We start from the raw sequence: 14,721 nt of genomic DNA on the forward strand, positions 1-14,721 counted from the left end.
GGGAGCAACGATGACAACATTATTGGAATTCAAGCGGGTGTCCAAACAATATGGCACAGACACAAGAGCGTTAACGGACATTAGTTTCGATGTGAGGGAAGGAGAATTTGTGTCGATTATCGGCCCGTCCGGGGCCGGTAAGTCGACCCTGCTGCGCTGTATTAACCGTATGATTGATGCAAGCAGCGGTGAAATCATATTCGATGGGGCAAATATTCTTGAATTTAAGAAGCGTGAGTTAAAACAGTTGCGAACTCAAATGGGGATGGTATTCCAGCATTATAATTTAGTAAACAGATTATCTGTTATCGAAAATGTTTTGCACGGGCGTCTGGGTTATAAGTCCACGTTGGAAGGAGTTTTGGGACTTTATTCCAAAGAGGAGAAGAGCCAGGGTTACACGATTCTGAAGACTCTCGGACTCGAGGAACAGGTTTATAAGCGCTGCGATCAGCTGAGCGGAGGGCAAAAGCAGAGGGTCGGTATTGCCCGGGCTCTTGTGCAAAATCCGAAAATGCTGCTTTGCGATGAGCCGATTGCTTCCTTGGATCCGAAAGCTTCCAAGATCATCATGGACCTTCTGCGCCATATTTCGTCCACGATGGGCATTACAGTTATTGTTAATCTGCATCAAGTGGACGTAGCGCTGAAATATTCAGACCGGATCCTGGGTGTGAACAAAGGGACAATTGTTTATAACGGTATTCCAGCAGGAATTGACAACGAGCAGTTATCTAGAATATACGGCTCGGCGTGGAGTGAGCTTCAGGAAGAGCTGGAGGTCCATGATGCTAGATAATTTTTTCGCAAGGAAACGGTTGAATACACTGCTGTATTGTTCTTTACTGCTTGCATTGACGGTAATCGCTATTGTCATTACGAGCTATGATGTCATCGCAGGATTCACCTCAATTCCTAAAGCAGCTGAATGGGTATTCAATAATTTTTACCCGAATGAAAAGGCACTGGAGCGGCTTCCGGTTATCATGAGCGGTCTCGCGGAAACGGTGCTTGTATCAATCGCCGCCACTACCATTGCAGCCTTATTCGCATTGATGTTCGCTATCGCAGGATCGCATTCGACCGGAACAGGCGGAGTATTCAGTATGTTAAGCCGGTCCATCGCGACAATCTTTCGGAATATTGATGTCTCTGCCTGGTCGATGATCTTGCTGATTTCTTTCGGCCAACATGTGTTGACGGGGTACTTCGCGCTTTTCTTCGGTTCCTTTGGATTTATGACACGCGCCTTCATTGAATCGATCGACGAAGCAAGCAGCAGCTCTATAGAAGCATTAAGATCCACGGGAGCAAGTTATTTCTCAATCATTTTTCAATCTGTGATTCCTTCCTGCATGCCCCAACTGCTCAGTTGGATTCTATTCATGGTAGAAACCAATATTCGTCAGGCTACATTAATTGGTATTTTAACCGGCACCGGTATCGGTTTTCTCTTCAGCTTGTATTACAAAAGCCTTAATTTCAGTACCGCATCGTTGATCGTTCTTGTTCTTGTGATGACCATCTTTGTGATAGAGTCGATTTCTAACTACGTCAGGAGGGTGATTTTGTAGCGATGAATGCAGTGAAAATGAAAAAGCCGTTCAACAAACAAGCGATGGTGATCCGCCTTACTTTGACTGCATTGGCAGCATTGACGCTGTATGCATTCGCAACGTTCGATTATAAGGAGATCCAATTCATAGAAGCCGTCCTGCAGACAGTTCAAACAGTGAAAACCATGTTTTTTCATCCGTTCTTCAAGCACATTTCCTTGATCGAAGCGATTCAACACTTGACGATTACGATTGGGCTGGCTTTTCTAACGACGCTATTCGGTGCTGTGATCGCCTTGTTCCTAGGGCTATTAGCCGCTAATAATCTATCCAATCGTAAACTTTCGATGTTAGTTAAAGCTATTGTTGCGTTTATTCGAGCGGTGCCGACAGTGTTATGGGTATTGATTTTTGCCGTTGCAGCAGGGCTGGGGAGTGTTGCCGCCGTCATCGGTATGACGTTTCATTCAGTCAGCTATCTTGTGAAAGCGTACTCGGAATCCTTCGAGGAGTTGGATAACGGTGTGATTGAATCATTAAAGGCAAGCGGTGCCAATTGGGTTCAGATTGTGTTTCAAGCTGTGCTGCCTTCGTCTGTCTCTTATTTGATCTCTTGGACTTTTATGCGTTTTGAGATTAACTTTGCCGTTGCCTTGGCAATGGGAGCAGCAGCTGGAGCGGGAGGTATTGGCTACGATATGTTTATGGCCAGTTCCTATTATTATGATGTGAGGGAAATTGGCGCGATCACTTATCTTATCCTTGCTTTTGCCATCGGGCTGGAGTTCATTGCCGGCAGAATGAAGAAGAAACTAAGAAATCATCAGTAAATTAGAACATGGTGGCGTCGGTAAAGTTGATTATTGCAAATTCGCTTAAGAGGTCTCATTCATTGAAAGCACTGCGCGCGAGTCAGTCTGCTTTGGTTTGTGTGTCGAGCGTTCGCAGTTTCCGGAGCTGCGACCACGCGAGAACTTTGGTGATGCCAATGAGCTTAAAGATACATTCAATTTTGAACGTAGCCGAGGAGGTATTCATGTTGCAGTTTAAACGTTTCATTGAGCGCAGCATCACTGCAGTTCTGGTCTTAGCTCTCATGCTATCCGCTATAGGGATCGCGTCTGCCGCAGAGCGCGAAAGTCTGGAATTTCAGCCAAGTAACTATGGGATCATGGATAAGCCGGTAGAAAGCATTCCAACCACAGTGGAAGTATGGGTGAAGTTGCAGCCAGACGTTGATACGCGTCAGATTATTATCGGCAATTATAAGGACGGTAAACAAAACAGTTGGTCGTTAGAGCTGACCGCTGACAATCGACTTCGTTATTGGGAAGAGTATTATGATGCGCAAGGTGTAAAAAAAGGGATTAGTAATCTGTACGTGACGGGTGTTGATGTAGCAACGAATGAGTGGATGCTGCTCTCCGTTGTACGCGATGTAGCGAATCAGAAGATTATATTTTATAAGAATGGCACGAAAGTGTTTGAGAAAATCGGTTATGCCGCTATTGCGCCTTACAACACGCCTTCGCCTTTGCCTATGTATGTAGGCACGGATTATAGAAAAAGCATGTGGCTGAACGGGGGAGTTTCTGAAATTCGATTGTGGAACGATATGCGTACACCAGAAGAAATTAGCCAATATGTCACGACTGAGTTGACAGGCAGCGAGTCAGGTTTGGCTCACGCTTGGCATCTAAGCGATGCTGCCGGCATATCACCCACCACGACCTTTGACGATTTGGTACGGACGAATCCGATCAAAATCACAACGGAGGGCTTCCAACCGGGGACCGTCGGAAGCGGCGTTGATTATTCGCATCCATTTAATGCCGCTGGCATTAGCTTTACTAGCAGCGATGTGCAATATGCCATGAAGAATAAACTGCCCAATATCCCGCGATCTTTCGAGGCGCTTATTAAACTGCCCAAAGATTTACAAGGTAATCGTGGCGGCATTATTGCAGGGAATTACATGGAAGCGGGTTACTATGACTACGATCTGCCGTATGTCAATTTTGAAGTGACCGCCAAAGGAGAGCCAAGGCTCTATTGGAAAAAGCAGGGGAAGGTTCAGGACACGGTGATTACCGGCGTGGATTTGCGTCAGGACAGATGGGTTCATGTCGCCATGACGTTCGATGAAACAACTGATCAGATTAAATGCTATATTAATGGCAGGTTGGTAGCGACTCAATCGAATGCCGAGTTTCAACCGGACATTCCGGCGCAGCCGCTTAAGATTGGCGGCGACTACCGGAAAGGGAACAGCCAATATTTCAAAGGTGAGATCGCTGATGTTCGCATTTGGTCAACGATCCGCACCGAACAAGAAATTGGCGCTAATATGGAGACCGAACCAGTGAATCAAGCAGGTCTTCTAGGTAACTGGCAGTTTGAAGCGCCATTGAACGGCGTCTATCCGGATAACTCACCGAATCGAAACGATGTTTCGAGCTTCGCTGATTGGATTGCCCCTACGCTCGCTAAAGGCGATTACAGTATGGTCGTTCTGCCGGATACGCAATTTCTTACCGAATCGTATCCAGATAAATACTATAATATGATGAATTGGATTAAGGATAACAAGTCGGCCTACAATATTCAGGCTGTTATGAGTATGGGGGATATCGTAAATGTAGCTGGCAATGAAGCCCAGTGGCAGGTGGCACAGAAAGGTTTCAACATGCTGGATGGTGTCGTTCCCTATACGACTATGCTGGGGAATCATGATATGTCCATGTCCCTGGATCGCGCAGCTGTTAATTACAACAAATATTTCCCTTACCCCAAATTTTCCCAAATGCCTTATTTTGGCGGTGCCTTTAAGGATGGGTATATGGACAATGCCTACTATTTCGTCACGGTAGGTGACAAGCCATATATGATCTTCAGCGTTGCATTTGCGCCAAACGAATCCATTTTGAATTGGGTTAACGAGCAAATTGCTGCACATCCGGAGAAAAACGTTATTCTTACGACACATGCTTACATGTATTGGAACGGAGAGCAGCTCTCAAACAAATACTCAGACTATCCATCTAAGTATATCCGCGATGCCAAAAATGGCGACGATGTTTGGAAAGAAGTTGCCAGCCAACATAAGAATGTCATTCTTGTAATGTCTGGCCATATTGGCTACCCGGACCTCGTTAATCGAGTAGATACGGGAATTCAAGGCAAACGGGTGAATCAAATGCTGGCTGATGCCCAAGGCATGGATTTGCAAAACGGCGGATATGCCATGTTGATGCTGCTTACCTTCCACAATGACAGCAATAAGGTGGATGTTAACTGGTATTCTACCGACAAGAACCAGTTGTTCCGCGAGCGAAATCAATTCACTTTGGAGATGGACTATGTAAAAAATGATGTAGAGGCACCCGAAACGACTGCAGTGATTACGCCTTCTCAGCCGGATGGCACTAACGGATGGTATGTACATCCAGTGACGGTTTCATTAGACGCCTACGATAATTTGTCCGGTGTATCCGGCATAGAGTATAGCTATGACGGCGGCAATACGTGGTTGGCTTACTCGGCACCCGTTACGGTCAGCTTGGATGGAAACTATGTACTTGCATACCGTTCGAAGGATCAGGCAGGTAACTTGGAAGCAACGAAGACAACCAGCTTTAAGCTGGACGCCACTGCACCTGAAGTCGCCGTAACAGGTGTTGTTTACGGAAGCCACAGTGATGCAGGCGATATCGCACCTGTCGTTATTCTCAAGGACAATCTGTCAGGAGTGGCCGACAGCAAGACGCAAGCAACATTGGATGGAATGCCATATCAACCCGGGGAGAGCATGGAACTGTATGAGCTGCCGCTTGGCACGCATACGCTAGTTGTGAATGGTAGCGACTTGGCGGGGAATACGGGTAGCCAAGCGGTGGTTTTCCAGACCTATGCAAGCATAGAGGGATTGAAGAAACTGGTAACGCGCTTTGCAGCAAGCGAGTGGATTGATAACGGAGGAATAGCTAACAGCCTGCAGAAGAAGCTGGAACATGGAGAGTTGCAATCCTTTATTCATGAGGTAAACGCACAAAGCGGAAAGCATATTGATGTTGAGGCAGCGGGTTACTTGCTGCGCGACGCACAGGCGTTATTTCTTAAATAACAAGAAGTAGGCTTTTACGCTAAGCCTGTTACGCCGGGTAAATCAGCCATGGATATACGGCGATTACCGCCAATCTCGAAAAAAACGCCTCGTCCGATAACCGGACGAGGCGTTTTTTTCATCAATGAACCAATCTCATTAAATTAAATTCGGAATCCCCCTTTTTTAGAGAAACGGAGTACGGTAAACTCAACTTCTCTGATAGCCTATGAAGTGGTGAAGCTCATAAAGGATGCGCATGCAACACAAGTCTGATGTCATACTTAGTATTTGCTGCTAAGACGCTGGAGTAATAGCACCCCGGGCTTCATAGATAATCTATAACCTCCGAACAATACGTAAACACCTTCGACATGACTTCTCTTTCGAAATCATTTTTCACATAAAAAACAGTGACGTTTCCAATCTAGAATTCGAAGCGTTCCGTCAATATCTCCAGAAAGCGCATCATGAATTGCTGTCTCTTTCAAATGTCAAGACGAGTTGCCCTTAAAAAAATAAAGATGAGTCGTAAAAAATGAAGATTTACAGTCAGCTCAGTTTAGAAATATATTGAGGATAGGAAGAAGGGCTGCTGAATCCAATTGATGTTTAATTAAGCTGAAAGAGGTGCCTCCAACCATATGGCTGAGCGTAGAATAAAATCTGTACCTAACCCTGTGCTGCCGGGGGATCATCCCGATCCCTCGGTTGTGCGGGTTGGGGAGGATTATTATGTCGTTTCCTCAACATTCCAATATTTCCCTGGGGTCATGGTACACCATTCCCGTGATCTCATAAACTGGCGGCCGATCGGGCACGTTATCACCCGAAGGAGCCAGATCGATCTGACCGGAGTCCCCGATTCTCACGGTGTATTCGCTCCCGATATTTCTTATGCGGACGGGAAGTTTTGGGTGGTCGTTCCTTTTTTCCATGGTCAGCCGCGATGCACGAATTTGCTGTTTACGGCTGACCGGCCGGAGGGACCTTATTCGGATGGCATTGTATTAAACCATCATTTCATAGACCCGTCGATCTTTCATGACGACGACGGAAGACGATATCTCGCCTTCGGCGGAGGCTGGCTACAGGAGCTTAAAGCCGACGGAACCCGCCTGATCGGGGAAGCCCGCCAGGTGTGGCCGGGTACCGGAGGCAGCACGCCGGAGGCGCCGCACATCGTCAAACGCAACGGCTATTACTATTTGATGCTGGCGGAAGGAGGAACCTCTTTCGGACATAAGGTAACGTTGGCACGCAGCCATTCCATTTGGGGACCGTATGAGTCTTGTCCGCACAATCCGGTTCTATCCCAGCCAGATCCGGCGAAGCCTCTGCAGAAGGCAGGGCATGGCAAGCTGGTAGCGGATTTCCTTGGGAACTGGTGGATGCTCCATCTCGCCGGCCGTCCGCTGACGCCGGGCGGAGCAACCCCCTTAGGCCGCGAGACATTTCTCGAGCATGTACGCTGGACGGACAACGGTTGGTTTGAAGTTGGAGACGGCGGCCGTCCGCAGGAGCGTGTGGAGGTTCTGATTGAGGGGGGGCAAGCCCCTGATTTGACCGGGGAGAAGACGGACTGCTTTAACGAAAAGGAGCTGTCTCCGGTCTGGGAGTGGGTGCGCTATCCGCTGGAAGGGGGCTATACGCTTAAGGGGAACGGACTAGAGCTGGAATGCCAAGCGTATCCCTTATATGTTCCAGGCTCCACCTTGATCTTAACCCGCCGTTGGGAGCATTTCGGGTTTGAGGCGCTAACCCGGCTATCCTTGGCGCCGCGATCTTTAGGTGAAGAAGCGGGGCTGATTCTCTATCGCGATATGGATGCCATGCTGCTGATGAGTGTCCGCAATGGGATCGGCCAAACCTCGGGACAGAAATTCGACACGAATAGGATGCATGAGAGGCAGGAGGCAGACGGTCTTTATTTACAGCTGGACCGTTCGGAGAAGTGCTTCCGCAATGTGCTTTATCAGCGCAAGCTTGATTTGGAGCCAGGAGCGGATTTGTGGCTGAAAGCAAGGCTGGACGCTCAGCATTTCACCTTCGCGTACTCTACGGACGGTGTATCGTTTACAGAGCTGGACGTTACCGTGCCGGCCGAATTTTTATATCCGGAGAATTATGCCCGATATAAGTGCTATACGGCTCCTCGTGTGGGGATCTTTGCAATGGGCGTACTGTTTCAACCCAGCGGCAAAGCGACGTTTAAACAGTTTGAATATCGCGGAAATTCGTGAGCTCCCATTCTGAAAGCGCTTTACACCCTTTGGCCATTCCACTAGTATTGTTAGTGAGGGTAATAAATAGAAGGCATGGGGGGTCAAACTGTCAATGCTTCCTCAAAGCTTAAAGCTGTTTAAACAGAGAAGCGTTTTTATCCGACTGTTGATTTTATTTAATGTCTTTGTGCTCTTTACGATTTTGGCATTCGGTTACGCTTCCTATAGCAAGTCGTCCGCGCTGCTGACCGACGAGGTCGTGGAATCCAACAACAGGTATATTGAGCAGGCACGGGATAACGTCGATCATGCCTTAAGTACGATGGACAACCTAACCTATCAGGTTTCGCTGCAGCCATCGATTCGACGGGCACTTTATTTATCGGAAAAGACGTGGGATCTGGACCAACTTCTATTTATGGATAATATTGATTATTTAAAAAGCATTAAGCTAGCTAATCCGCTGCTTGCCGATATTTGGATCCAGTTCTACCGGTACCCGGTAGTGCTGAATAATATCTCCAAGTATAACACGGAGTACTTTTACCAGGAGATATTTCAAACGGATGCTTCTTCCGAATGGAGGGAACCGCGGAAGGAGCATATCGGCTTTACGTACGTTGGACGCCAGCAAGCATCGAGCTATGGAGTAACCTCCAATCTGCTTACGTTTGCTCGGACTGCGCCCCTAAACGACCTGTCTCCGATGGGCATCTTATACATCAATGTAAAGGCGGAAGACTTCTCCAAGATGATCCAACGGGTCAGCGACCCTTATCCAGCGTTTATTTACACAATGGACAAGGCGGGAAATGTGGTATTCGGCAGCCCCATGCGGCACGGGCAGGAAGACCTGTTCAACACGATTAGGAACGAACTTTCGGATAAATTCAAAAATATGGAAGCAGAAGAAGGACATGTTCAGGCAGAAGTCTCCGGCCAGAAATATGAAATCGTATTCACCTCATCGCAAGTCAGCGATTGGAAATACATCAGTGTCGTCCCTACTGCGTTTATTACGGAGAAGGTTAGCCGCTTCAGACAGTTTACAATTATGGCTGCTCTGCTGTGCCTTGTGATCGGGGGGATCCTGTCTTACGGGCTGACCAACCGGATTTACCGGCCCATACATAAAATCGTCGACTACATCCAGCAGTTCGATCGAAAGCAACCGGAGGGAGGCCGAAAACCGGAAAATGAGCTGGAGTTCATCAATCGCATCATTAATTTCGTGTATTATGAGAATTCTAGCCTACGGAATGCATTTCACCGCAACCTTCCGGCTCTGCAGCATAAAGTGCTCAACGATCTGCTCGAGAACGGGATCTCCTCCGGAGAGCTCGAGAGGCTGTCCGAGGAATTCGAGCTGCCTTTTGCCTTCGATTCCTACCAGGTGATCGTTTTTGAGCTCGGAGATTTCACGCTCACGGACACGGGCAGCTCCGCTATAGAAGAAATGATCCGCGCGATTGATAACCCCGATGGTTACGGACCATTCTGCTCGTATGCAGTCAAAACGATCCGGAAACGAAGCGATATGCTCGTATCCATTCTGAATATAGACCGGAACAGCCCTGAGCTGGGGACCGTATATGAATTTATCCATAGGGTGACCGAAGGGCTGCAGATGTCTTATTCTCGGTCCATCACGGTGGGGGTGGGGAAGCTCTACGCCCGGGCAGACGATATTCCGTCCTCTTATGCCGAGGCACTGCGCGCTTTGCAATATAAAATCGTGCAAGGAGAAGGCACTGTTATTTTTGTAGAAGAAGTGGGCGGCCGGCTGGCCGGTAAGCCGATTTATTCGTTGGAAACGGAGAAGCATCTCGTCAATCTTGTCAAAACGGGAAATCGATCGGGCTGGAGCGAGCTTCTGGAGACATTGTGGGAAGAACACTTGGATAGCAGGAGTCTGACCCCGGAGATGATCCGCAACCTGTTTCATGCTCTTGCAGGAACGGCGGTGCGAACCGTGTATGAAGTACACTCGTCGATGGAAGAGATCTTCGGGGCCGGATTCGACTTGTACCAGCAGCTCGACCAGCAGCCCGGGCTGCACAAGAAGAAGGAATGCATGGAAGAGGCGTTCGGCCAAATCAGCGGCTGGATCCTTCAACGGAAACAGGGCCAATCTTCGCATATGTTTACCCGGATCAAGGCGTATGTGGAACAGAATTACGCTCAAAATTTATCACTGACTGTGCTTGGGGATGCACTCGGGCTGTCGCCGTCGTACTTAAGCAGCATTTTCAAAGAAATTACAGGCATGAACTGTGTAGACTACATCAATTCCAAAAGAGTGGAGGAGGCCAAAGCTCTCCTTAGCCGCAGCGGTGATACGATTACCGATATTTCGGACCAGGTTGGCTTCACCAACTCCAATACGTTTATACGGGTTTTTAAGAAATACGAGGGGGTAACTCCCGGCCAGTTTAGACAAATGCAGCAGAGTTAATATCGTGATAATGGCTGTCCGGGCGCCGGGCGGCTTTTTAGAGATATAAGAATTTATATGTTTTGGGGTGACTGAGAGGTTACCCTTTATTTATTGGCGGGCTGCTTGGGCGAGAGCGGGGAATTGGGCCGAGGGAAATACAATGCGCTAAATCAGCGAATACGGCGTGTTTGGCGAGTGAAGCGGAACTACGATGCGCTAATGCTCCTGATACGGCCCGGAAACCGGACTACACCGCGAAATAAAGGCCTGTAGTTCCGCACCGCGGCCTAAATGCCCGTTTTTGAGTAGAATAACGCATCGTATTTCCGCTAGGTGGGCCCAAGAGCCAAGGGGAAATACAATGCGCTATATGAACGAAACCTGCAACAACTAGTACGCAGTGCCTTATTTCAGCATCACCAAAGTGAGCCTGTCAAGTACTCTTCTTTACAGACGGTCTGTCTTGTCATACTTGATCCTGGGTCCGGTTGATCATGCCGGACCCTTGCCTTACGGTCTGACTATGAATCCAATAAAAAAGAGATCGTCATCATGGAAATATGTAGACGAATCGAAAGAAATATCGATGTACGAAAGGAATGAAAACGTATACATTTATAGCGTAAAACGAATTCACGAAAGGAGGACCGTGCCTATGGATAAACAGAGCAGTGCTATCGCCACTCCTTCTCCAGGGCTAAGCGTTCCTAAAGCGGCCAACTGGAAGAAGACATTCAAGAAAGCACTACCATACTATCTGATGTTTCTGGCACCGCTGATTTATTATGTGGTATTTCGGTACGTCCCCGTGTTTATGGCGCTGACCATTTCGTTTATGGACTACAACGTATATAAGGGGATACTGGCGAGTCACTTCGCCGGCTTCAAGCATTTCATCGATTTTTTCCATTCGGTCTATTTCTGGAGGCTACTTAGAAATACCTTGATGATCAACCTGCTTAACCTGGTGTTTGTGTTTCCCGCCCCAATTATTTTTGCTCTGCTGCTGAATGAGGTTCGCAATTCGATGATCAAACGGACGGTGCAGACGATCAGTTATTTACCCCATTTTGTGTCCACTGTCATCGTGGCCAGTATGGCGGTTACCTTCCTGTCGCCTACGGTCGGCTTGGTGAACAATATGCTTGTCCAAATGGGCTACGAACGGATCAGCTTTTTGTTGAAGCCCGGGTATTTCTGGGGCATTTACACCGGGATCGACCTATGGAAAACGATGGGCTGGTCGGCGATACTGTATTTTGCGGCACTCACCGGCATTAATACGGAGCTATATGAGGCGGCGAGAGTAGACGGTGCAAGCCGATGGAGACAGACATGGCATATTACACTGCCCGGCATTTTGCCGACAATTATTATCTTGTTCCTCTTGAAAATAGGGCACATGCTGGAGGTCGGGTACGATCTGATCGTTTTGCTCTATAATCCGAACACCTACGTAACAGCTGACGTCATCGGCTCTTATGTGTACCGCCGGGGGATATTGGAAACCAACTACAGCTTTGCAGCCGCAGTGGGCTTGTTCCAATCCGTGATGGGCCTGATTCTGATTGTAGCGGCCAACCGATTTGCACGAAAGGTTTCGGAAACGAGTCTTTGGTAGGAGGAAAATGAGATGTCTTCAATGCGAGTAATGCCGGGAAGGCTGCTGTTCAACATCATCAATATGGTCGTATTGTCGGTTGTGGCTGTAATTACGTTATATCCTTTCCTTTACGTTCTGGCAGCTTCGCTAAGTGACCAGCTGTTTATCCAACAGGGGCGAATCGGCATTATCCCGATGGGGCTTCAATTCGAGGCTTACAGGCGGGTGCTTGAATTTCCGATGCTAGCGCGTTCTTACTTGAATACGGTGACCTATACGGTAGTCGGAACGGCCATCAGTCTCGTTCTGACAATCTGCGCTTCCTATCCGCTGTCCAGGCGAGATTTACCCGGTCGGAACGTGCTGACGGCATTGGTGCTTCTGCCGATGTTGTTCAGCGGTGGGCTCATCCCGACCTTTCTAGTCGTCAATGCCTTAGGCATGAGAGACACCATTTGGGCTATCGTTATTCCATCGGCGATTGCATCGTTCTATGTGTTTGTCCAGCGGACATTCTTCGAACAGATTCCGGCCGAGCTGGAGGATGCCGCCAAGATCGACGGCTGCTCCTACCTCCAAACCTTAATCCGCATCGTCCTGCCGCTGTCTGTGCCGAGTCTGGTGACCATCGGACTATTCTACGCGGTGAACGAGTGGAACAGCTTCTTCCCGGCCATGATCTATCTCAATGACGAAGCTAAGTTTCCGGTGCAAATTTTGCTGCGGGATATCGTCATCCAGAATCAGACGGATCAAGTGATGGTCGATGTATACGACGATAAGAATTTGATAAGTGAGTCAATCAAATACGCTACCCTGGTGGTTGCGACGCTGCCGATCCTAGTTGTTTACCCGTTCATCCAGAAGTATTTCGTACAGGGATCGATGATCGGTTCCGTGAAGGGCTGAACTTGTACCGTTTTCTCATTACATCACGGGATCCCCGTCCCATGATCATACTTTTGAGAATTGTAAAGGAGGTTCACAGAGATGAAACGAAAAAAAATGATCAAAGGCGTCTCTACTACAGTAGCGCTATCTGTACTGCTCACAGCTTGCCAAACCGGGGGCACACCCGAGCCGACGAAAGACGCAGTTGCTAAGGTTTCCGAGCCGGCGGCCGCCCAGAAAGACCCGAATGCGAAAATTGTAGACAAAAAGACAGAAATCAGCGTCTATATGAGACCTAGACCGGAATCAGTCGAGTCCAACGACCTCCCTTGGATGAAACCGATCGTGGAGAAGACCAACGTTTATTTCAAGTGGGTCAAGGCCCCGAACGAAACGAAGGATTACATCGAGAAGTTCAATTTGACACTCGCGGGCGGCAATCTTCCGGATTTGATGGAAGCTACCCCGGATTTGCTCAATAAGGGCGGTGAAAATGGCATCTTCGAGCCGCTCAATAAGCTGATTGATCAGTATATGCCGAATTTTAAAAAGGTTATGGATGCAGATCCGAAAATTATGAAAGAGATCAAATCAGATGATGGAAATATTTATTTCTTTCCCCAAATCTCAGCGGTCAAGACGATTAATCTGAACATCTTCCGGCAGGACTGGCTAGATAAGCTGGGGCTTAAGGCGCCGACCACAACCGAAGAGATGTATCAGGTCCTGAAGGCTTTTAAAGAGAAGGATCCGAACGGTAATGGGAAGAACGATGAGATTCCGTTTACGACCCGCAACAAAACAAAAGGATTACTTCCGTTCTTTGAGCCGTTCGGGGTGTCGTTGGAGGAGGACTTCTACGCAGATAACGGCAAAGTGAAGTATACGTTCACGAATCCTCAGTTGAAGGAGGCTCTAACCTACGTCTCAAAGCTGTATAAGGAAGGGCTGATCGACAAGGAGTACGTCACCAATGACCAGAAGGTGTGGGAATCCCGCTTTACCAACCAGGTGTCGGGACTGACTTTCGATTCCTTCCCCCGAATTGAATATTTAGAGAAGCTAGTCGGAAAAGCGAATCCCAATACGGTGATGACCGGTACCATTCCGCTGAAGGGACCGTCCGGAGCGGAACCCTATACCAAGAGCCAGCAAACCTTGATTAAGAACGGCTTCGCGCTTAGCTCCAAATCAAAATATAAAGTAGAAATCGCTAAGATGCAGGACTGGTTCTATAGTCCGGAAGGCCAATTGGCAATGAACTTCGGCAAGCTCGGAGAAACATACACGATGGAGAACAACCAGCCCAAATATACGGATGCGATCATGAAGGACGCGAATAACTCCCCGTTAATCAAAATGTACGAGCTGGGCCACAGAGAGTTTGCTTATCAGTGGGATATCCGTTACGAGAACGCCATGGTGACTCCAAAGATCGAGAAAATCCGCGATTCGATTACACCGTTTATTAAGGACAAATTTCCAGTTTCCCTGTCGTTCAATCAGGAGGAACGTGATGTGCTGAACTCGAAGTACACGGAGATTACAACGTATAAGGATGAAATGATCAACAAATTTATTATGGGGACAGAGCCACTGGATAAGTTCGACGACTTCGTCGCACACATCAACTCAATGGGATTGGACAATGTGCTGAAAATACAGCAGGCAGCCTATGACCGTTACGCGAAAAGATAAGCGTTAAAAAACTGACTGTCCTACTGAAGAAAATCTTAGAGGAATCTTCCTCTAAGATTTTTTTTAGATCGTACATTCTCAGACATATATATGCTAACCTTAATCTACTGCCGCATGAGCTTGTTTCTGTGCCGGACGAGACGTTGCTGCAGCATTGAAGAGAAGCTGCAGAGTTACGGCATTTTTCTTCTTCGACCGCTTCCAATCGG

The 14,721-nt window shown here is 47.9% G+C and carries 9 protein-coding genes; all 9 read left to right on the forward strand.

Annotated elements, in window-relative coordinates; translation table 11 throughout:
- Positions 1–10: 10 nt before the first annotated feature.
- The 9 genes from phnC (at position 11) to J2X61_RS12755 (ending at position 14,512) form a co-directional block, all read left to right on the forward strand.
- Positions 11–799, forward strand: coding sequence for a phosphonate ABC transporter ATP-binding protein (phnC, locus tag J2X61_RS12715; protein ID WP_310188167.1), 789 nt, complete (start codon positions 11–13; stop codon positions 797–799).
- Positions 789–1,574: a PhnE/PtxC family ABC transporter permease gene (locus J2X61_RS12720; RefSeq protein WP_310188338.1), complete on the forward strand. Its 786-nt coding sequence runs from the start codon at positions 789–791 to the stop codon at positions 1,572–1,574. Before phnC ends, J2X61_RS12720 begins: the two co-directional genes overlap by 11 nt.
- Before the next feature lie 2 nt (positions 1,575–1,576).
- On the forward strand, positions 1,577–2,386 hold the full coding sequence (locus J2X61_RS12725) for a PhnE/PtxC family ABC transporter permease (RefSeq protein ID WP_310188169.1): 810 nt from the start codon (positions 1,577–1,579) through the stop codon (positions 2,384–2,386).
- 206 nt (positions 2,387–2,592) lie between these two features.
- Positions 2,593–5,679, forward strand: coding sequence for a laminin G domain-containing metallophosphoesterase family protein (locus tag J2X61_RS12730; protein ID WP_310188170.1), 3,087 nt, complete (start codon positions 2,593–2,595; stop codon positions 5,677–5,679).
- Between the two features lie 623 nt (positions 5,680–6,302).
- A complete protein-coding gene (locus J2X61_RS12735) occupies positions 6,303–7,901 on the forward strand; it encodes a glycoside hydrolase family 43 protein (protein WP_310188172.1) in 1,599 nt (532 codons plus the stop codon).
- A 148-nt stretch (positions 7,902–8,049) separates the two neighbouring features.
- On the forward strand, positions 8,050–10,338 hold the full coding sequence (locus tag J2X61_RS12740; RefSeq protein ID WP_310188174.1) for a helix-turn-helix domain-containing protein: 2,289 nt from the start codon (positions 8,050–8,052) through the stop codon (positions 10,336–10,338).
- Positions 10,339–10,975: 637 nt separating this feature from the next.
- A complete protein-coding gene (locus J2X61_RS12745) occupies positions 10,976–11,941 on the forward strand; it encodes an ABC transporter permease (protein ID WP_310188176.1) in 966 nt (321 codons plus the stop codon).
- 12 nt (positions 11,942–11,953) lie between these two features.
- Positions 11,954–12,832 (forward strand): carbohydrate ABC transporter permease, encoded by an 879-nt coding sequence (locus tag J2X61_RS12750; RefSeq protein ID WP_274470352.1) that lies wholly within the window; start codon positions 11,954–11,956, stop codon positions 12,830–12,832.
- Between the two features lie 81 nt (positions 12,833–12,913).
- A complete protein-coding gene (locus J2X61_RS12755) occupies positions 12,914–14,512 on the forward strand; it encodes a type 2 periplasmic-binding domain-containing protein (RefSeq protein ID WP_274470351.1) in 1,599 nt (532 codons plus the stop codon).
- The last annotated feature ends 209 nt before the right edge of the window (positions 14,513–14,721 follow it).

It is taken from the genome of Bacillus sp. 3255 (genome assembly GCF_031456485.1).
Taxonomy (GTDB): domain Bacteria; phylum Bacillota; class Bacilli; order Paenibacillales; family NBRC-103111; genus Paenibacillus_E.